The organism is Robbsia betulipollinis, from assembly GCF_026624755.1.
GTDB classification, from domain to species: Bacteria; Pseudomonadota; Gammaproteobacteria; order Burkholderiales; family Burkholderiaceae; genus Robbsia; species Robbsia betulipollinis.
In genome coordinates this window covers 113,622-133,066 of sequence record NZ_JAPMXC010000001.1, presented here as the reverse complement: position 1 = coordinate 133,066, position 19,445 = coordinate 113,622, and the positions used below count along the sequence as shown (strand labels likewise).

The window sequence follows — 19,445 nt, the reverse complement described above, 5'->3', positions numbered from 1 at the left end:
AAATACACTGCGAAATCAATCGCAAAATAAACCGGAAAGGGGTCCGGAACGGCGCACCGGTCATCGGGCGCGGCCCCTCAGCCCGGAGACGCCGGCAACGCGCCCGCGGACGGATGCGCGAACGGGCGCGCGGCCTCGAACGCCGGGTCGCCCGCGGCCGTCAACGCTTCGAACTGACCGCTCATCGCCAGGCCGATGCCTTCGGCGCTGGTTTCGCCGATCGGCAGAACGGCGGACAGCCGCCCGCGCGCCAGCACCGCGATGCTGTCGCAAATCTCGAAAAGCTCGTCGAGTTCTTCGGAGATCACCAGAATGGCGACGCCGCGCGCCGCCAGATCGAGCAACTGCTGGCGGATCGCCGCGGCCGCGCCGACATCCACGCCCCAGGTGGGCTGGGCGATCAGCAGCACGCGTGGCTCCCGCAGCACTTCGCGTCCGACGATGAAGCGCTGGAGATTGCCGCCCGAGAGACTCTGCGCGAGCGCGTCGGGGCCGCTGCAGCGCACGTCGAAGGTTTCGATGCAGCGGCGCGCGAAGGCCTGCATCGCGCCGCGCTGCAGCCAGCCACGGCGCACCAGCCCGCTGCGGCTCGCGCTCAGCAGGGTATTGTCGACCAGCGACATGGACGGCACCGCGCCGCGTCCGAGCCGCTCCTCGGGCACCGCCGCCAACCCCAGCGCGCGGCGTTCGCCGACGCCTTGCCGTGCGCACGGCGCCCCGGCAAGGCGGATGGCATCCGCCGCGAGGCCGCGCGGCGCCGGCACCTCGCCGGAGAGCAGCGCGAACAACTCCGCCTGGCCGTTTCCTGAAATGCCGGCGATGCCGAGTACCTCGCCGGCATGCAGTCGCAGACTCACGTTGTCGAGCGCGCTGCCGAACAAGTCGTCGCCGCGCGCGCTGAGCGCCTCCACCTGCAGCATGACCGCGCCGGGCACGTGCGCGCGCCGTTCGTACGACGGCAGGGTATGACCGACCATCATCCGCGCGAGCTCCGCACGGCTGGTCGCGCGCGGGTCGACGCGGCCGATGACCCGTCCCGCCCGCATCACGGTGGCGCTGTCGCACAGTTCCTGGATCTCGCCCAGCTTGTGACTGACGTATACGATACTGCAGCCCTCGGCCGCGAGACGGCGCAGGACGACGAACAGATCCCGCACCGCCTGCGGCGTCAGCACCGATGTCGGCTCGTCCATGATCAGCAGACGCGGGGATTGCAGCAGGCACCGCACGATCTCCACGCGCTGGCGCTCACCCACGCTCAGGTGATGGACGTGGCGCTGGGGGTCCAGTTCGAGGCCGTATTCCGCGGACACGCGACGGATTCGTGCATTCAACGCCTTCTGGTCGAACCGTTCGTCGTGCCCCAGCGCCAGCGCGATGTTCTCGCCCACGCTCAGGCTCTCGAACAGGGAAAAGTGCTGGAACACCATGCCGATACCCAGCCGGCGCGCGTGTGCCGGGCTGTCGACGCGAACCGGCGCGCCGTCCCACACCATCGCGCCCGCATCCGCGTGGACCACGCCATAGACGATCTTCATCAGCGTGCTCTTGCCGGCGCCGTTCTCGCCGATCACCGCATGGATCTCGCCAGGGCGGATCGTCAGGGAAACGTCGTCGTTGGCCTGCGTCGACGCGAAGCGCTTGCTGATTCCGACGAGTTGCAGACGCGCGTGAGGGAGCGCGCGTGCGGCATCGGACTCCCGCTCGATCGAACGCCTCGGCCCGGTCGGTGCCGCTCCCGGCGCCGGTTCGGGCTTCATCAATCGGAGCGATGGTGCGGGCCTGGGGCCAGACGCATACGGGGCGGGCGAATCGGAAGCCAAGGCGTATCGGTGCTCGTGGAAAGGTTGTTGGATAAGGTTGCTGAACAAGGTGGCGAAATAAGGTCGCCGATCCCGCCGACGGCGGAAATTTCCCGCGACGATAACCGCGATCGCCCCGACAGTAAACAATCCTAAAATTCCCGTCGAGCCGCGCGTCGCATATCCCGCAATTACATACGGCGGCTCTTGACCGGCCATTTTTGTCATATTAAAAGCCTTATGCACGAGGACCCGCAACATTTGATCGACGATATACCGGACAGCGGATGAGCCAGCAGCGCGAGACCATCGACACCTATTTGCTGCGCGTACTGGACACCGTCCTGACCGAGCGCAGCGTCACGAAGGCCGCGATTCTGCTCAACCAGTCGCAACCCGCGATCAGCGCGGCGTTGCGTCGGCTGCGCACGATCACCGGCGACCCGCTGCTGGTGCGCGGCAAGAACGGCATGGTACCCACCGAGCATGGCTTGCGGATGCTCGAACCGGCACGGCGGGCGCTGCATGAGATCGATCAAGTGATCTCGCGTCAGACGGCATTCGACCCGGCCACCTCGGTGCGTGCCTATCGCATCGCCTGCCCCGACTATCTCAGCACCCTTTTCGTCCCGACCTTGGTGTCGCTGTTTCGCGCGCTCGCGCCGCATGCGACGCTGGACATTCATTCCCTCGGTCCGGCGCTCGACTACGAGGTGGCGCTGGAAACCGGCAAGGTCGACGTCGTCGTCGGCAACTGGCCCGAGCCGCCGGAACAACTGCATCTGTCGAATCTTTTCGCGGACCGCATCGTCTGCCTGGTGAGCCGCCGGCATCCGCTCGCCGCGCAGGACGCGCTCAGCGTCAACGACTATCTCAATGCCGGACACCTCGCCCCCACGCCCTATTCCGTGGGCCAGCGCGGCGCCATCGACCTGCACCTGATGCGCGAACGACTGAAGCGCCGCGTCGTCGTCACCCTGCCCTATTTCAACCTCGTGCCCTATGTGCTCGCCGAATCGGACCTGTTGTTCACCACCACGCAGATTTTCGCCGATCACTACGTCAGACTGCTGCCGCTGAAGGTGTTGTCTGCGCCGCCGGGTTTCCCGGCGATGCGGTACTACCAGTTATGGCATGAACGTACGCACCGCTCGGACGAAGTGCGCTGGCTGCGCGGCCTGATCGCCGACGCCGCGCAGCGCATACTCGCGAACAGTTCGCTGGCGGGCCAGTCCGTGAACGAAAGGAGCCTCGAAACATGACGACGAAGGGCAGACTGACCACCCATGTGCTGGACACCGCGCATGGCCGGCCAGGCGCGGATATCCGCATCGATCTTTACCTGCTGGAAGCGCCCGTGGCAATGCCGTCGGCGGACGCCCCCGCCGAAAGCGCCACCGCGCCGGCATTCACCGCGCCAGCACTGCGCCGGCTCGCGAGCATGCGCACCAATGACGACGGCCGGTGCGACCGGCCGCTGCTCGAAGGGCCCCTGCCCCCTGGCACCTACGAACTCCACTTCGCGGTGGGCGAGTATTTCGCGCGGTGCGGCGGCGCACTGGCGGAACCGCGTTTTCTCGATACGGTCGTGCTGCGTTTCGGCATTGCCGACGCCCATGCCCATTACCACGTGCCCTTGCTGGTTTCGCCGTGGAGCTATAGCACGTATCGCGGCAGTTGAAAAAAATTTGCCGGCACGCGGGCATATCCGCCGCGCTATGCCGCTGATAAGCAAAAATCTTTTTTTCCGGAAAAAGGATCCGCGAACATGCGGGTTGTCGCCAGCGGGCGAAGGGCCGCAACGCGCGCTACCATCCGGCCGGGCGATGAGGACGCGCATCGCCGGACACGTTTATTTGACAGGAAGAGGAGAACCCATGAAACCAACAGTCGACCGTATTCTGAAAACGACGGTCAAAGCCACCGCCCGCGCGGCATTATCCGGTGCGTCTCTCGGCATGCTGCTCGGCATGACGGCCACGGAGACAGCACGGGCGCAATCGAGCGTGCAACTGTATGGACAGATAGACGAGTGGGTGGGCGCCACCAAGTTTCCGGGCGGCGGGCGGGCGTGGAACGTCGGCGGCGGCGGCATGTCGACCTCTTATTGGGGTCTGAAGGGCACCGAGGACCTCGGCAACGGCTACAAGGCGGTGTTCGCGCTGGAGGACTTCTTCCGCGCGCAGAACGGCTCGTACGGCCGCTTCACCGGAGACACCCTGTTCTCCCGGAATGCGTATGTCGGCATCCAGTCCCCGTACGGAACCGTCACCGCCGGACGCCTGACCACGCAGCTGTTCGTCTCGACGATCCTGTTCAACCCGTTCAGCGATTCGTATACGTTCTCGCCGATGGTCTATCACGTGTACCTCGGCGAGGGGACCTATCCGACCTACGCGACGGACCAGGGCATCGTCGGCGATTCCGGCTGGAACAACGCGATTCAGTACACGACGCCCGACTTCAACGGCTTCAACGCCAGCGCGATGTATGGCTTCGCCAATCAGGCGGGCAGCAACGGCCAGAAGAAGTACAGCGCGCAATTCCTGTACTTCCACGGCCCGTTCGCGGCAACAGGCGTCTACCAGTACGTGAACTTCAATTCGACGGCGGGCGACCTCGACAGCCTGCTCGCGGGTTACAAGAGCCAGAGCGCGGCGCAGGCGGGTCTGTCGTACGATCTCAAGTTCGTGAAATTCTTCGCGCAGTACATGTATACGCATAACGACATCATCACCGGCGGCTTCCACGTCAACACCGAGCAGGGCGGCGTCACGGTGCCGATCGGCACCGGTTATGCGATGGCATCGTACGCGTACTCGCGCAGCAATGGCGGCATGGACCAGACGCACAAGAGTTGGGCGGTGGGCTACGACTATCCGCTGTCCAAGCGCACCGATGTCTACGCGGCCTATCTGGACGACCGCTACACGAATATGTCCAGCGGCAATACGTTCGGCGTGGGCGTACGCGCGAAGTTCTAGCGTATTGGAAACGACGCCTGCCGCCCGGTTTAGGGTAAGCTTTCGTTCATGCCAAAAACTCCGTCGCCCGCCGCCGGCCCGCCGGATGGCGGCCACCATGAAGCATGCGCGCACGCGCAGGACATCCCCGCAACGCCGCGGCCGCCCGCATTCGGCTCACTGGAATGCCGGTTCCGGATGCGGATCCGGGATGGCGATCACGTCGCCATCGGCCCCGGCAAGATCGCGCTGCTCGAAGCCATCCACGCGTGCGGATCGATCTCCGCGGCGGCACGCCATCTGGGCATGTCGTACCGGCGCGCATGGTTGCTTCTGGACGAATTGAACCGGTCCCTGACCAGCCCCGCGGCGATCTCGGGTCATGGCGGCCATAATCGCGGCGGCTGCATTCTGACCCCCGTCGGCGAACGGATCGTCGCCCTTTATCGAACGATCGAGGACAAGGCTGCGGCCAGCACCCAGGCCGAAATCGGATCGCTACTGGCGCTGGTCAAGCGCTGACGCGCGGCGTTCAGGCATTGCGCAGGCAGCGCGCCACCGGTATCGGGTTCGCGGTCTCGCCATGAACCTGCCGCATATGGCGCAGAAAACTCGCGACGCTGGCGGTGCGCAGAGGATGGTAGGCGATCCGATGCTGGTCGCAGACGCGCTTGAGCAGCTGCATCGAGCCGTGATCGATGCAGTCGACCGGGAACACCACCGAATCCGCGCCGGGCAGCATCGCCGCCAGCAAACCCTTGCGATCCTCTATGCCGCCATCGTGCACGAGCAGCCTGCCGCCATAGGACGCCACGAGTGCCTTGAGCGGCGCGTGCGAGGCCGGCCGCCCCCCCACGTATACGATGCGCTTGCCGGCGAACGCCCGGGCCGTGGCATCCGCCGCATCGGTTTCGCCGGTTTCGCCGGTCGCGGCGGCGCAAGCCGCGCCGGCTGCGTCATGCGGCGCCGCCGGCGCGCCGTTCGGGCGCAGGCCGGCGTCTCCGCCTCCCCCGCCGGCCAATGCACCCGGCATCGCGCACTCCAGCGCTTCGGCTTCGGCCTGCACGACGCGCAGGGTCTCGAACGCCTCCGCGAGCTTGTCCCGCAACGCCTTCGCCTGCTGGCGTTCGTGCTCCGACCGGCGCTCCGCAGTTTCGCGCAGGCCCGCCTGCAAGGCCAGCCGCTGCTCCGCCTGCGCGAGCGCATCGCGCAGGTCCGCGGCCTCGGCGCCACCCGACAGATCGCGCTGTCGCGCCAGCTGCGCGGCCTGCTCGACGATCTGGGCACGCAGCTCGCGCACCAGGGCGTCGCGCGCGACGCTCACCTGCTGCAAACGCTGCTGCTGCCGCGCGATTTTCTCGTGCAGCGCCACGTTCTCTTCCTCCAGAGCGACTAGGCGCCGGATGTCCGCGCGATTGGACGCCCCCACCAGATGCGAGAGCATGTGAATGTCGCCGAACGCGACCTGCTGCACCGCGAGCGTCGCCAGGGGATGGCACATCAGCGCCCAATACCCGGACGCGACGTCGCCCGCCTTGACGAAACCTTTCCACGCCTGCACCAGGGCGTCCTCGTCATCGCAGGACTTCAACAGGCGGATCGCCCCGGCGTGGCGTTCGTCGAGCGTCTTCTGCAGGGCCTTCGCGCCGGGGCCGCCGGCCACCGCCAGCTCGACCGCGGCGTGGTGCAATTCGAGGTCCGTCGCGCTACCACGCTCCAGCACCGTGAACTTCGGCACGAGCCTGCGTAAGTCCGCGGTGCTCAGGCAGGTGCCGATCACCGAGCATTGCAGGTGCGAATCGAGGTCACTGAGCCGGGTCCGCACCACGGTCCGGCGCGCGGCGGTTTCACCCGGAATACAGCACGGTTTCATGTCGGGCCACCGGCCTTCGTCCCGCCGCATGCGAAACGGCACATCCCCACCACGGCCAGGCAACGATTCGAAAAGAGACATGACGGCATTCCACGAGAATTGGGCGACGGTTGGACGATCGGCGGCAGGGCCGCCTCCCCGAAGGGTCCGGCGTTTCTCGTAATATACCACCATACATAACGGATCCCATCCCCCGGCCAAGTCCGCCAGACGGATGCGCGCGGTCCCGCAATCCCTGATCTCCCGTCTCCTTCCCGTCCCCTTCCCGTCTTCTCGCGGGTCGATTCCGCTCGCCGTTCGACGGCTGCCCTCTTCCGGATCGGTTCACCGCGGCGCTCGCCATTCCCGCTCGGCATCGTCACGCGCATTCTTGTCCGTCAATGAAGTGGAAGGTTTAGCAAGGCTTGGTCGTGGAGAGCACATACAGAAGGCCGCGCGCCGCGCATTCTTGCGTCGGGTCGCGGCGCGTCTGCATCGCCGAACGAATTCCGGGTAGGCGACATGTCGCCGTGTCAGGTGTGGTTCGAGGACACCGCCCTAACGTCAAACGCGCTTCACCCACTTTCATTTTTCAAGGTCACACATCACATGAACGCCACCGACTTCCAAAATCATCCCGACTGCCGCCCATTCGTCGAAGCCGGCGAACTCACGCAACTGACGGCGTATTACGAGAAATCCCGTAAGACGATGTGGATGATGCTGCATTCCCGTCCTCGTCCCTGTTTCACGCAGGCGTTGGTAGACGACATCATGCGCATTGCCCACGTGGCTCGGAATTCCGACGTGCAAATCGATTTCTGGGTGAATGGGTCGTCGGTGCCGGAAATCTTCAATACGGGTGGCGATCTCAACTTCTTCGTCGACGCGATCCGCAACAACCAGCGGCAGGCGCTGCTGGCCTATGCCCGCGCGTGCGTCGATGCCGTGTATGCGGTCTATACCGGGTTCGGTACGGGTGCGATTACCATCGCCATGCTCGAAGGCAGCGCGCTGGGTGGCGGTTTCGAAGCCGCCCTGGCGCATCATTTCGTGTTGTCGCAGCAGGACGTGCGCATGGGGTTTCCCGAGATCGCCTTTAATCTCTTCCCGGGCATGGGCGGTTACTCGCTGGTCGCGCGCAAGGCGCACATGCGACTTGCCGAGGAACTGATCAGCACCGGTGAGACGCATACGGGAGAGTGGTTCTGCGACAAGGGTCTGGTCGACCAGACCTTCGAACCGGGCGATGCCACCCTCGCCACGCGTACCTTCATCGACACGATGCGTCCCAAGCTCAACGGCATCCGGGCGATGTTGCGCGCGCGCCAGCGCGTGCTGCCGCTGTCGCGCGCCGAATTGATGGATATCACCGAGGACTGGGTCGACGCCGCATTCCGGATCGAGGAAAAGGATCTGGCCTTCATGGAGCGGTTGGTCGTCCTGCAGAACCGCCGGGTCTCGAAGCTGACGAGCACCCTGCGTTGAGCGGCGGCACAATTGCGCGATCCGTCGGGCGCGGCGAGCGGAACAGTGAATCGGGCGGCAACCGCAGCGGCACGCCGCGCGCCGCCGCCCGGTCTCTCAGGCGATCAACCTGAGCTTGCCGTGCTGGCCAACCCATGCCACCACCGCGTCCGCCGGCATGGGGGGACTATACAGATAGCCCTGCAGGTATCCGACGTCGACCGCCTTCAGGAACGTGGCTTCCGCTTGCGTTTCCACACCCTCGGCGACCACCGCGAAGCCGAATTCCCCCGCAACCACTACCATCGAGCGCACCAGGGCCTGCGCCTTGACATTGGTATCGATCGACGTGATGAAACTGCGATCAAGCTTGATCGCGTCAAGTGGAATGCGCGTGAGCTGCGACAGGCTGGAGTAGCCTGTGCCAAAATCGTCGAGGTAGATCTGAGCGCCCAGCGCCCGGAATTGCTTGATCACGGCGATCGCCGTTGTTTCGTCCTCGATGAAGCAGCTCTCGGTCAACTCCACGTCAAGCATGCAATCGTCCATCCCAGCCGACGCCATGGCGTCGGCGAAGTGCTGCACGACATCGGTATCGCATAACTGGCGTACCGAGACATTGACCGAAATTCGCAGGTCGAGCCCCTGCCCCTTCATCTTGACGGCCTGCGTCGCCGCCGCGCGCATCACCCATTGACCAAGCGCGCCGATCAAGCCCGACTCTTCCGCGAAACCGATGAAATCAAGTGGCGGGATACGCCCGCGTTCGGGAGAATTCCAGCGTAGCAGCGCTTCCAGCGAACGGATCTGACCCGTGGCCTGCGAGATCAACGGCTGGTAATGCAACTCTAGTTGATTCTCCTCCAGGGCCTTTCGAAGGTTCGTATCGAGCCAGACGTAGTTCGATACCTTGTCGTTCATGTCCTGCGCGAAGATCCGGTACACCTTCTTGCCGGCATCCTTCGCCGCGTACATCGCCGTATCGGCGTTGCGGATCAGCGTTTCGACGTCGTTGCCGTGCTCCGGGTAGACGGCGATGCCAATCGAGCAGCCCGTGAATACCATCATCAGACCTAGCGCGAAGGGCTCGCGCAGGCGCTCGAGGATCCGCTGCGCGATGTCGTCGACCCGCCCGGTGCTTGCCGCGCCCAGCAGCACGATGAACTCGTCGCCCCCCAACCGCGCGAGCGTATCGTCGGCCGCCAGGCAGCCCTTGATCGCGAAGGCCACGTCCTGCAGCAGGCGGTCGCCCAATACGTGCCCGTAATGGTCGTTGACCTTCTTGAAATTATCGAGGTCGAGAAACAGAATGCCGAGCTTCGAGTCGCCCGCCGCGGCCAGCGCCTGCGTGACTTTCTCGTGCAGCGCATTGCGGTTGAGCAAACCGGTGAGACTATCGGTATTCGCCAGTTCACGCAAACGCAATTGCGCGTTGCGTTCCTCGGTAATGTCCGTGCCCGAACAGATCAGGAATTGCTGGTCGACGCCGCTGCCGCTACGCACAAATTTGTTGCGGAATAGAAACAGCCGCCGCCCCTGCACGGTATTCAGATAACGCTCGGCCTCGTACGACTGGCCGGTCTCGAAGAAATCCTGGATATTGCCGCTCGACGCACTCGCTTGGTCGGAGGACATGAACAGCTCGAAGCCACTCTTGCCGATCACATCTTCTTCCTTCAGTCCGCTGAACTCCTCGCATTTGCGGTTGAAGCGCTGGATCAGGCCATTACGATCGATCACCGCCACCAGCGAGTTGACCTCGGACACGATCTGTTCGGCGAACGACAGCCCATTCATGAGATCGCGGGCGACCGCGCTGGTGTCGTGATACGACGACGCGGTACCGGCCCACTCGCCGGCGTTCATCTTCTTGCCCACCAGGTGCAGCTTGAGCCGGTCGCCAAACAGATCGACGTCGAGCACCGCGTGGGCCGTCACGCCGTTGAAAGCACGAATGATCGCCGCCTGCGCCGGCGTCAATCCGCAACTCAGCCGCGCCGGGCCCCGCACCGCGGCGAGCTCGAGTGCGTTGCTGTCGTACGGCAGCCGCCAATACGGACTCGCGGTGCCAAAGTACGTCTCGAGCAGATCGATATCCAGTTCCTCGTTCATATCAAGCGTCCGTGCCACTGCCGTGCCGGACGGGAGGGAAATGAGGCAGAAATTGACGGACGATAGACATGGGGATAGGGGAATAAGAAAAAACGGAATCATTCATATCCCGAAGTCTACGTCAAATCGGGAGAGATTTTGCAGGCAAGACGTCGGGCTGCCACACCGGGGCGCCGGTGTCTCATTGATGCCTCAATCGAGGCCACGCGGTTTCTCGCAACTCCCGTTTCATAATTGATACGTTATTGCATCCCGTGGGCCGATTCTTGCCCTTACGATGCCGCGCCGCACGTCCTCCTCCCCGTCCTCCTTCGTCACGCCACGGGAAGCGAACCGCACGTCGCGGTGGTCCTGCGAACGACGACCGTGTCCTTCCCGGCCCATCGTCGCGGCCTCTCGGCGAACTCGCGGCGGCACCAGCGCAGGCTCGATGAGTACACCTTGACGATGGGCGCCGCCATGACGGTGTATGCAACGATCGCAACACGATCATCGGGATGTGGGAATCGTTGCCGTTGCCGCCGCAGGTCGCCGCATCGCGAATCGTCTACCTCGACGCGGGTCGCCACGCGGCGCCATGTGGTGCGGGGGCGTCGGCGCCGAAAACAGTCGATCGATCACCCCTTGAAATGCGCCATGGCACACCTATATGGGAATCAGCAGGTGCTCCACGGAGGCCTGCCCACCCTTATCGCTTTTTTCATAGAGGATACGATCATGCGTCATTTCGACTTCAGCCCCCTGTACCGTTCCGCCATCGGCTTCGATCATCTCGCGCGCCTGCTGGACGACACGATGCGCAGCGACACGCAAACCAGCTATCCGCCGTACAACGTCGAACTGGTCGGCGAAAATCAATACCGGATCACCATGGCGATCGCCGGCTTCCAGCGCTCGGAACTGGAAATCGAATTCGAGCGCGACACCTTGAAGGTCGTCGGCCGCCGCACGGAGCGGGAGACCACTCGCACCTATCTGCACCGTGGCATCGCCGAGCGCGATTTCGAGCACCGTTTCCGCGTGGCGGACCATGTAAAGGTCGTCTCGGCCGCGCTGGACAACGGCATCCTGCAGATCGAACTGGTGCGCGAGGTGCCCGAAGCGCTGAAGCCGCGCAAGATCGAGATCGGCGGGGGCGACGGCGCGCGATTGATCGAAGCGGAGACCGCATGATCGTCGTGTAGGCGCATCGTCCGGGCGGGCCACGCAGCGGGAGGACCCGCTGCCCCGCTGCCCCCTGTTGCACTAGCCCTGCCGGCGAAACACCAGGCTCAGGTTGTTCGCCGGCATCGGCACCTCCTCGACGAACGCGAAACCCGCGGCCGCCGCGAGCGTCCGCACGGCTTCCAGATCGCGGATTCCCCAGCGCGGGTCGCGCCCGCGCAAGTCCAGGTCGAACGCGGCGTTGCTCGGCGCGGTATGCGCGCCGTCGCGTCGGTAGGGCCCATACAGAAACAGCACGCCTTTTTCTTCCAGATGCCGCGCCGCGCCCGCGAACAAGGCCTGCGTCGCGCTCCACGGGGCGATGTGGATCATATTGATGCACACGACCGCGCGCAAGCCCGCCGGTACGTCCCAGCGCGGCGCCTCGACGTCGAGCGCGATCGGCGGCAACAGATTCGGCAAGCCGGCCGTGTGCCGCCATGCCGCGATCGACGCCAGCGATGCCGCATCCGGATCGCTCGCCAGCCAGGTCACGCCGGGCAGCCCGCTCGCGAAATGCACCGCGTGCTCGCCCGTGCCGCCGGCGATTTCGAGAACGGTGCCCGCGGCGGGCAGCACGCGCTTCAGTACCGCGAGAATCGGATCGCGGTTACGCGCGACGGCCGGCGCACGGCGGCGCGGGCCATCGGTCATGGGGGAATGGACGGACGAACGCATGGGGATCCTCCAGGGTGGCGGGGCACCATGTTACCCGAACGGGTCGCCTGCGCGGCTGGGTGGCGCGGGCCTGCACGAATTCCCGGACCGTAATAAGCTGGTAGGCAGGCCGGTGGACGAATTGGCCGGTACACGGCCTCCCACGTCCGCCGTACACGGCGCATGCAAGCTTGCGCCTTCATCACTTTCAGGAAAACGATCATGATCAAGAAAACCGCTTCGGCTCACTGGGAAGGCGACGTCAAGAACGGCATCGGCTCGATCTCCACGCAGACCGGCGTGCTGAAGAACGCGCCCTACGGTTTCAAGGCCCGCTTCGAGGACGGCCCGGGTACCAATCCGGAGGAATTGATCGGTGCGGCGCACGCGGGCTGCTTCTCGATGGCCCTGTCGATGATCCTGGGGAACGCGGGCATGGTGCCCAAGTCGATCGATACCAAGGCAACGATCTCGCTCGACAAGGACGGCGACGGTTTCGCGGTCAAGTCTTCGCACCTGGATGTCGTCGTCGAGATCCCGGGCGCCGATCAGCAGAAATTCGACGAAGCGGCGGCCGCGGCCAAGGCGGGTTGTCCGATCTCGAAGCTGCTGAACGCCGAGATCACCATGACCGCGACACTGAAGAACTAAAAGCGTCGAAAGCGGCCACAGGCGCTCGTCTTCGCGAGCCTGCGGCCGTTGTATATCGAGATGTTTGCATTGGCAAAAGCTGGTAATCTGCGTTCATCCGTACTCGCTGATGGACGCCTGCAGCATGACTTCCTTTTTGAACGCCGCGATGCTTCGCGAATTCGATGCCCAGCGGTTCGGGCATCGCGCGCCCTATCCCTGGCAGGATTTCGACCGGTTGCTGACACCGGAAGGTTTCGCGCGGCTTTATGCCGACTTCCCGCCGCTGTCCGCCTTTCAGCATCACGTGGGTCTGACGCGGGCGGACGGCCAACGCCCGCACGACCGCTATTACCTGGCCTACGAAGCGTCGCTCTACCACCGGGCGGGCAAGGGCGACTACGGGCTCGAAAAACGCGACGGTGAAGGTACGATCGGGCATGCGGACCTGCCGCCGAGTTGGCAGGCCTTCATCGACGAACTGCGCGATCCGGACGGTTACGCGGGCGTCGTCGCGCGGGCGCTGGACGCCCCTGCGCCCGCGATCCGTTTCGCCTGGCATCTGGGACGCACCGGCTCGGAAGTGTCGCCGCACCACGATGCGCGCGACAAGCTCGGCACCCACATCTTTTATTTCAATACGCACGACGACTGGCGGCCGGAATGGGGCGGCGCGTTCGACATCCTGAGCGGCAAGCAGGTAGCGCGGGGCAATCCGGACTTCGAGGATTTCGCGGCAAGCGAAGCGGTGGGCATCATCGACAACCGCAGCTTCCTTTTCAAGAACACCGCCGACGCATGGCACGGCGTGCGTACGCTGACCTGTCCCGAAGGCGCATACCGCCGCCTGTTCAATGTGGTGTTCGAGCAGTCCGACGCGCCGCCACGCGGCATCGCAGGACGTGTGAAACGGTTGTTCGCGCGCCCCGCCGCAGGCAGGTAGTCGATCCACGACCGACCGATACACGACGCGATGCTCGTCCGGGCATTTCGCCCGGGCGCGCCCCCCCCCCAGGCCGATGGCGCCGGGTTCGGACGCTCAGGCGCTCAGGCGCTCAGTTGAAATACGGCCACCGCGGCCGTCAGGCGCCGCGTCTGCTCGTGCAGCGAAGAGGCCGCCGCCGACGCTTCCTCGACCAGGGCGGCGTTTTGCTGCGTCATCCGGTCCATTCCCGAGACCGCCTGGTTGACCTGCTCGATCCCCAGGCTCTGTTCCTGCGACGAAGCGTTGATGTCCGCCATCATCTGCGTGACACGCGAAATCGACGACGATACTTCCTGCATCGCCACGCCCGCGCGTTCGACGAGGGCGGAGCCATCGCTCACCTGCGTCTCGGACTCGTCGATCAGTGCCTTGATTTCCCGCGCCGATTGCGCGCTGCGTTGCGCGAGTCCCCGCACTTCGCCGGCCACCACGGCGAAGCCGCGGCCCTGCTCGCCGGCGCGCGCCGCCTCCACCGCGGCGTTCAAGGCCAGGATATTGGTCTGAAACGCGATGCCGTCGATGACCGAAATGATCTCCGCGATCTTTCCGGAACTCCGGGCGATGCCCTGCATCTTCGCCACCACCGCGCCCACCACCTCGCCGCCGTGCGAGGTTGCGCTCAAGGCCGCCGCGGCCAGTTGGTTCGCCTCGCGGGCATGCTCCGCGTTCCGACGCACCGCGGTGGTCAACTCCGCCATGCTCGACGCGGTCTCCTGGAGCGATGCCGCCTGACTCTCGGTGCGCGCCGCGAGATCGGCATTGCCGGTCGCGATCTCGTCCGCGCCGAGATTGATCGAGTCCGACGTGCCGCGCACCGTCGACACCGTGCGCGCGACGCTGGTCTGCATCGCGGCCAGGCCCGCGAACAGGTGGCCTATCTCATTGTTGCCGCGCGCCACGATCGACTGATCCAAGCGTCCCCGGGCGATATCGTCGAAGTGCCGGCCGGCCTCCTCGAGCGGCGCGATGACGCCGCGACGCAGCGAAACATGCACGGCGACGATGGCGGCCACCAGCACCAGCAGGATGCCGATGCCGAAGGTCTGGAAAAGCCGCATGCGCCCTGCGATCGAATCGAGCGAGGTGCGGCTGGCCGCCGCACCGAACGTCACGAAATTGTGTTGCTCGGCGAGATACCGGTCCTGAAATCCTTGCGTCGGTTGATCGAGAAAGGCCTGGATGTTGTTGCCGTCCAGATACCCCGCCAACTCGCCCAGCGCCTTCGACAGTTCCGTGTATTTGTCCGCCAGTGCCCGCTCGCGCGCGCGATTTTCGTCGTCGGTCTTCGGCGCGGCCAGGAAGGTGCGGAACGACGTATCGGCGAGCGCGAGCTGATCGCGCGCGTGCTGGACGATCTCGCGCGGCTCGGCGCCCCCGCGAACCATGCGCGTGCCGGCCCGCGCCAGATTGATACGCGTGTCCATCAGGTGTTGCGTGGTTTCGTTGACGGCATCGACCTGGGCGAGCGCGATATTGGCGAGATTGCGGACGTCGCCATTGGTGCGCGACAATGCCCAGAATCCCAGGCCTTCGGTCAACACCTGGAACAGGCAGAATACAACCAGCACCGCGAGCAGTGCGGACGCAACCTTGATCTTCTCGAACATGCGATTCCCGATTTCTGGATTGACAAAACGAATTACGACATCCCGTCGCGCCGCTGCATGGCGCGCCCGGGATAGGAAGTCCTCTGCGCGCGATTCCTTTCGGCACGGCGCGGAGGGTCGCCCACGGCCGAACTAGGCCGCGAGCGCGAAGCGGTTGACCACCGCGTTCAGACGGACCGCCTGCTCCTTCAGACTCTGCGCGGCCACGGCGCTCTCGTCCACCAGCGCGGCATTCTGCTGGGTCACCATGTCGAGCTGGGCGACCGCCTCGCCGACCTGCGTGATGCCGGCGGTCTGATGGTCGGTGGCATCGGCAATCTCTCCCATCAACTGGCTGACCCGGCGCGCCTGCGCGACGATGCTGCCCATGCTGCTGCCCGCCGCGCTCGCCTGCGCCAGCCCGAGGGCCACCTTCGTGCCGCTATCGTCGATCAACCGCCGGATGTCCTTCGACGCGCTTGCCGAGCGGGTGGCGAGCATCCGGACTTCGTTGGCGACCACGGCGAAGCCGCGGCCCTGTTCGCCCGCGCGCGCCGCCTCCACCGCCGCGTTGAGCGCCAGGATGTTGGTCTGGAAGGCGATGCCATCGATCACGGACATGATCTCGGCGATCTTGCTCGATGAATCCGAGATATCGGCCATCGTCACCACCACCCGTTCCACCACCGTGCCGCCGTTCTCCGCGGCGACGGACGCCGAGCCGGCCAGCTCGGTGGCCCGCGTCGCCGTCTCCGCCGTGTTGCGGACGGTGCCCGTGATCTCTTCCATCGAGGCGGCCGTCTGCTGCAGGCTGGCCGCCTGCTCCTCGGTGCGCTGGCTGAGGTCGAAATTGCCCTTGGCGATGTCCGTCGACGCCGTCTCGATCGATGCCGCCGCCGTGCTCACCTCGCCGATCGCCGCCGCCACCTTGAGCAGCGCGGCCTTCAGCACGATCGCATTGGGCGCGCCCACCGGCAGTCGTGCGACGTCCAGGCAGATCCGGTCGCCGCGGTCGACGGCACGCACGATGGCGGACAGTTCCGCCGCCTCCACCGTGGATTCGCGCAGCCGCAGCGCCAGGAAAATTTCGATGCCCGTCTGCACCACCACATAGGTGGCATGCAGCAGCATTTTCGGCAGATTCGCCGCCGGCGTGCAAAAGACACCGAAGTGCAGCGCCATCAAACGGTCGAACAGGACGTGATGCACGGCGATCAGGCCCGCCGCGAACACGAGCACCCGCCAGTCGCGGTAGACCAGCAACAAGCCGAGAAACACGAAGATGCCGAAATGAAACTCGACCATGCCCTGTCCGAGCTGGATGTGCAGAATGATCAGGGCGAGATTGCCCACGACGAGCACGCCGCGGGACAGCACCGTCCCGCGAGCCAGAACGAAGGCCGCGGCGCCAAGGGACAACAGCACCGCACTGCACAGCAGGGCGAACATGCCGTCGAAAAAATAATGCCCGATCGCGACCGCCGCGGCGGCGGATGCCGCCATCGTGACCAGCATCACGAGGTCGCCCGCTCGCGCGATGTCGTGCAGACTGCCATGAACCGGTGCGTCAACTGCATGGGGTGTCGCCATGAATATCGCCTCTGCGCGCAAAAAAAGAAAACAGGTCTCTGACTGCCGTTTTTACCGTTTCTTCCTTAACGGCATGCGCGGCAATTTCTTCACCCGAAAACGCCGGTGCCCGCGCGAAATGTCCGCACCGGGCGCGACCGCCTCGATATGCCGCGCCCCGACGATTCAGACCGGCGCGATCGGCCCGTCCGGAATCCCGGGCGGCGTGGCATCGTGGAGGCGCCCGACGATGAAATCGATGAACGCGCGCGCGCGTGCCGGCTGATTGCGCCAGCTCGGGTAGTAGACGAACAGATCCGCGGGCGGCAGCGCGAACCCGGGGAGGACGATGCGCAGCCGGCCGCTGCGGACGTATTTGGCGAGATCCCACTCGGAGCGCACGAGAATGCCGTGACCGTCGAGCGCCCAGCCCAGCACGATGTCGCCATCGTTGCTGGACAGCGTACCGCGCACCTTCACGACATCGGTGTGGTCGCCCCGTGTAAAACGCCAGATACCGTAGGCGTCGTCGTTCTGTCGATGGACGATGCACCGGTGACGCGCCAGTTCCGCCAGATCGGCCGGTTCGCCATGCCGCGCGAGGTAGGCGGGAGACGCGCACAGGAAGCGCCGGTTCGACAGGATGCGGCGCGCGTTCAGGCGTTTGTCCGGGAGTGCGCCGAAACGGATCGCCAGGTCGAAACCGCTTTCCACCAGGTCCACCGGCCGGTCCGTGACCTCCACCTGCACTTCGACATCGGGATAGCGCCGGGCGAACGCCGATACGAGCGGGGCGATCGTCGTGCGGCCGAAACCCAGGGTCACGTTGACGCGCAGCAGCCCACGCGGGCGCTCGCGGCTGCTGGCCACCGCGTCCTCCATGTCCTGGATATCGGCCAGAATCCGCACCGCATGGGTCAGGTAGGTCTCTCCTTCGCTGGTCAGGCTGGCGCTGCGCGTGGTGCGGTTGACCAGCCGTACTCCCAGGCGACTTTCCATGGCCACGAGCCGTTTGGTCGCCGCGGGCGGCGTGATATCGAGGGCGCGCGCGGCCGCGGCGAGATTGCCGTGGCGCGCCACCAGCACGAAGAATTCAAGTTCCGAAGCGATCGACACGGCCATCGCGATTCTGTCCCGCGGGTAAATTGAGAAATGATTATCGGTGAATTCCGCCAGGGACGCGTGACGCTAAGCTGGCGCCAACATACCCGGGCCGGTCGGCCTGACCATCCCGTACAGGACCCCATCATGAAAATTACCGAGATACGTGAAATCACGCTGCCGATCAGTTCGCCGATCCGCAATGCCTATATCGATTTCAGCAAGATGACGCTGAGTCTGGTCGCCGTCATCACCGACGTCATTCGCGACGGCAAGCCCCTGGTCGGCTATGGCTTCAATTCCAACGGACGCTACGGGCAGGGCAAGCTGATGCGCGAGCGTTTCATCCCCCGTGTGCTGGAAGCCGCGCCGGACAGTCTGCTCGACGCCAGCGGCACGAACCTCGACCCGCACAAGATCTGGGCGGCCATGTTCACGAACGAGAAACCGGGCGGTCACGGCGAACGCTCGGTCGCCATCGGCACCATCGACATGGCGGTCTGGGACGTGGTCGCCAAGATCGCGGACCGGCCGCTGTTCCAGTTGCTGGCCGAGCGTTACGGCAACGGCGTGCCGGAGCGCCGCGTGTTCGTCTACGCCGCGGGCGGCTATTACTATCCCGATCAGGACCACGGCAAGCTCAAGGACGAAATGCGGGGCTATCTCGACCGCGGCTACACGGTAGTCAAGAAGAAGATCGGCGGTGCATCGCTCGACGAGGATCTGCGCCGTATCGATGCCATTCTCAGCGTGCTGCAGGACGGCCAGAAGCTGGCGGTGGACGCGAACGGCCGATTCGACCTGGATACCGCGATCCGCTATGCGAAGGCACTGTCGCAATATGACCTTTTTTGGTACGAGGAAGCGGGCGACCCGCTCGATTTCGAACTGCAGGCCACCCTGCGCAATTATTACGACAAGCCGATGGCCACCGGCGAGAATCTCTTCTCGATGCAGGACGCGCGCAATTTGATCCGTTACGGCGGGATGCGATCCGACCGCGACTTCCTGCAATTCGACTGCGCGCTGAGCTATGGGTTGGTTGAATACCTGCGCACGCTGGACATGCTGCACCAGCATGGCTGGTCGCGCACGCGCTGCATCCCGCATGGCGGGCATCAGATGTCGCTGAACATCGTCGCGGGCCTCGGCCTCGGCGGCAACGAATCCTACCCGGACCTGTTCCAGCCCTTCGGCGGGTTTCCGGATGGGGTGCGGGTCGAACAGGGCCATATCACGATGCCGGAACTGCCCGGGATCGGCTTCGAGGGCAAAGCGGATCTGTTCCGGGAAATGCGCGCGCTTTCCGCCTGAGTTGCGCGACGTCCGCATCACAGACGTCCCTTCAGTAATCCCGCCCCATGCCGTTAAAGGAGCAATGAGCGACGCGACGTGAGGTTCCGGTCAGGCAATTTCGACGCGGGTGAGCCTATCCGTCCCGCAAGCGCCGTCTCTTGTAATGCCTTCCGCCAGCGGGTGCAACGCATGCCGCCGGCGGCATAATAAAATTCACGGCAC

Annotated in this window: 16 protein-coding genes; 9 read left to right on the top strand and 7 right to left on the bottom strand. The window is 65.0% G+C overall.

Annotated features, from left to right (window positions below; translation table 11 throughout):
- Positions 1-77 precede the first annotated feature (77 nt).
- Entirely contained in the window at positions 78-1,760 is a 1,683-nt protein-coding gene (locus OVY01_RS00615; RefSeq protein WP_267844885.1) for an ABC transporter ATP-binding protein, read from the bottom strand.
- Positions 1,761-2,089: 329 nt separating this feature from the next.
- Between OVY01_RS00615 and OVY01_RS00610 the strand changes: the two genes are divergently transcribed.
- The 4 genes from OVY01_RS00610 to OVY01_RS00595 all read left to right on the top strand — a co-directional run bounded on the left by OVY01_RS00610 (position 2,090) and on the right by OVY01_RS00595 (position 5,287).
- Entirely contained in the window at positions 2,090-3,064 is a 975-nt protein-coding gene (locus OVY01_RS00610) for a LysR substrate-binding domain-containing protein (RefSeq protein WP_267844884.1), read from the top strand.
- Complete coding sequence (gene uraH, locus OVY01_RS00605; protein WP_267844883.1) at positions 3,061-3,483, top strand: hydroxyisourate hydrolase; 423 nt, start codon at positions 3,061-3,063, stop codon at positions 3,481-3,483. Before OVY01_RS00610 ends, uraH begins: the two co-directional genes overlap by 4 nt.
- A gap of 196 nt (positions 3,484-3,679) precedes the next feature.
- The gene (locus tag OVY01_RS00600) at positions 3,680-4,786 is read left to right on the top strand and encodes a porin (protein ID WP_267844882.1); all 1,107 of its coding nucleotides are present in this window, start codon (positions 3,680-3,682) and stop codon (positions 4,784-4,786) included.
- 48 nt (positions 4,787-4,834) lie between these two features.
- Positions 4,835-5,287 carry a winged helix-turn-helix domain-containing protein gene (locus tag OVY01_RS00595; RefSeq protein ID WP_432422177.1) on the top strand — a complete coding sequence of 151 codons (453 nt, stop codon included), beginning with the start codon at positions 4,835-4,837 and terminating at the stop codon, positions 5,285-5,287.
- 10 nt (positions 5,288-5,297) lie between these two features.
- On the opposite strand, the gene OVY01_RS00590 is transcribed toward OVY01_RS00595, so the two are convergent.
- A complete protein-coding gene (locus tag OVY01_RS00590; RefSeq protein ID WP_267844881.1) occupies positions 5,298-6,638 on the bottom strand; it encodes a DUF2325 domain-containing protein in 1,341 nt (446 codons plus the stop codon).
- Between the two features lie 588 nt (positions 6,639-7,226).
- Here OVY01_RS00590 and OVY01_RS00585 point away from each other — a divergent pair.
- Positions 7,227-8,105, top strand: a complete 879-nt coding sequence (locus tag OVY01_RS00585; RefSeq protein WP_267844880.1) for a crotonase/enoyl-CoA hydratase family protein — start codon at positions 7,227-7,229, stop codon at positions 8,103-8,105.
- 96 nt (positions 8,106-8,201) lie between these two features.
- Here the strand turns inward: OVY01_RS00585 and pdeR are convergent, their stop codons facing one another.
- Complete coding sequence (pdeR, locus tag OVY01_RS00580; protein ID WP_267844879.1) at positions 8,202-10,196, bottom strand: cyclic di-GMP phosphodiesterase; 1,995 nt, start codon at positions 10,194-10,196, stop codon at positions 8,202-8,204.
- Positions 10,197-10,913: 717 nt separating this feature from the next.
- Between pdeR and OVY01_RS00575 the strand changes: the two genes are divergently transcribed.
- Positions 10,914-11,369, top strand: a complete 456-nt coding sequence (locus OVY01_RS00575; protein ID WP_267844878.1) for an Hsp20 family protein — start codon at positions 10,914-10,916, stop codon at positions 11,367-11,369.
- A 72-nt stretch (positions 11,370-11,441) separates the two neighbouring features.
- Here the strand turns inward: OVY01_RS00575 and OVY01_RS00570 are convergent, their stop codons facing one another.
- The gene (locus tag OVY01_RS00570; protein ID WP_267844877.1) at positions 11,442-12,077 is read right to left on the bottom strand and encodes a DUF938 domain-containing protein; all 636 of its coding nucleotides are present in this window, start codon (positions 12,075-12,077) and stop codon (positions 11,442-11,444) included.
- A gap of 204 nt (positions 12,078-12,281) precedes the next feature.
- On the opposite strand from OVY01_RS00570, the gene OVY01_RS00565 reads away from it, so the two are divergent.
- Positions 12,282-12,707: an OsmC family protein gene (locus tag OVY01_RS00565; RefSeq protein WP_349293510.1), complete on the top strand. Its 426-nt coding sequence runs from the start codon at positions 12,282-12,284 to the stop codon at positions 12,705-12,707.
- 124 nt (positions 12,708-12,831) lie between these two features.
- Entirely contained in the window at positions 12,832-13,629 is a 798-nt protein-coding gene (locus OVY01_RS00560; RefSeq protein WP_267844875.1) for a 2OG-Fe(II) oxygenase, read from the top strand.
- A 104-nt stretch (positions 13,630-13,733) separates the two neighbouring features.
- On the opposite strand, the gene OVY01_RS00555 is transcribed toward OVY01_RS00560, so the two are convergent.
- The 3 genes from OVY01_RS00555 to OVY01_RS00545 all read right to left on the bottom strand — a co-directional run bounded on the left by OVY01_RS00555 (position 13,734) and on the right by OVY01_RS00545 (position 17,948).
- Entirely contained in the window at positions 13,734-15,278 is a 1,545-nt protein-coding gene (locus OVY01_RS00555; protein WP_267844874.1) for a methyl-accepting chemotaxis protein, read from the bottom strand.
- A 132-nt stretch (positions 15,279-15,410) separates the two neighbouring features.
- Complete coding sequence (locus tag OVY01_RS23050) at positions 15,411-16,847, bottom strand: methyl-accepting chemotaxis protein (protein WP_284700723.1); 1,437 nt, start codon at positions 16,845-16,847, stop codon at positions 15,411-15,413.
- 165 nt (positions 16,848-17,012) lie between these two features.
- Positions 17,013-17,948, bottom strand: coding sequence for a LysR substrate-binding domain-containing protein (locus OVY01_RS00545; RefSeq protein ID WP_267844873.1), 936 nt, complete (start codon positions 17,946-17,948; stop codon positions 17,013-17,015).
- Between the two features lie 126 nt (positions 17,949-18,074).
- On the opposite strand from OVY01_RS00545, the gene OVY01_RS00540 reads away from it, so the two are divergent.
- Positions 18,075-19,241 (top strand): mandelate racemase/muconate lactonizing enzyme family protein, encoded by a 1,167-nt coding sequence (locus OVY01_RS00540; protein WP_267844872.1) that lies wholly within the window; start codon positions 18,075-18,077, stop codon positions 19,239-19,241.
- Positions 19,242-19,445: the final 204 nt, after the last annotated feature.

Excerpts from the sequence above, each read along its gene's own strand:
- OVY01_RS00615 (WP_267844885.1), bottom strand. The coding sequence starts at position 1,760 with ATGAAGCCCGAACCGGCGCCGGGAGCGGCACCGACCGGGCCGAGGCGT.
- OVY01_RS00610 (WP_267844884.1), top strand. The coding sequence starts at position 2,090 with ATGAGCCAGCAGCGCGAGACCATCGACACCTATTTGCTGCGCGTACTG.
- uraH (WP_267844883.1), top strand. The coding sequence starts at position 3,061 with ATGACGACGAAGGGCAGACTGACCACCCATGTGCTGGACACCGCGCAT.
- OVY01_RS00600 (WP_267844882.1), top strand. The coding sequence starts at position 3,680 with ATGAAACCAACAGTCGACCGTATTCTGAAAACGACGGTCAAAGCCACC.
- OVY01_RS00595 (WP_432422177.1), top strand. The coding sequence starts at position 4,835 with ATGCCAAAAACTCCGTCGCCCGCCGCCGGCCCGCCGGATGGCGGCCAC.
- OVY01_RS00590 (WP_267844881.1), bottom strand. The coding sequence starts at position 6,638 with ATGAAACCGTGCTGTATTCCGGGTGAAACCGCCGCGCGCCGGACCGTG.
- OVY01_RS00585 (WP_267844880.1), top strand. The coding sequence starts at position 7,227 with ATGAACGCCACCGACTTCCAAAATCATCCCGACTGCCGCCCATTCGTC.
- pdeR (WP_267844879.1), bottom strand. The coding sequence starts at position 10,196 with ATGAACGAGGAACTGGATATCGATCTGCTCGAGACGTACTTTGGCACC.
- OVY01_RS00575 (WP_267844878.1), top strand. The coding sequence starts at position 10,914 with ATGCGTCATTTCGACTTCAGCCCCCTGTACCGTTCCGCCATCGGCTTC.
- OVY01_RS00570 (WP_267844877.1), bottom strand. The coding sequence starts at position 12,077 with ATGCGTTCGTCCGTCCATTCCCCCATGACCGATGGCCCGCGCCGCCGT.
- OVY01_RS00560 (WP_267844875.1), top strand. The coding sequence starts at position 12,832 with ATGACTTCCTTTTTGAACGCCGCGATGCTTCGCGAATTCGATGCCCAG.
- OVY01_RS00555 (WP_267844874.1), bottom strand. The coding sequence starts at position 15,278 with ATGTTCGAGAAGATCAAGGTTGCGTCCGCACTGCTCGCGGTGCTGGTT.
- OVY01_RS23050 (WP_284700723.1), bottom strand. The coding sequence starts at position 16,847 with ATGGCGACACCCCATGCAGTTGACGCACCGGTTCATGGCAGTCTGCAC.
- OVY01_RS00545 (WP_267844873.1), bottom strand. The coding sequence starts at position 17,948 with ATGGCCGTGTCGATCGCTTCGGAACTTGAATTCTTCGTGCTGGTGGCG.
- OVY01_RS00540 (WP_267844872.1), top strand. The coding sequence starts at position 18,075 with ATGAAAATTACCGAGATACGTGAAATCACGCTGCCGATCAGTTCGCCG.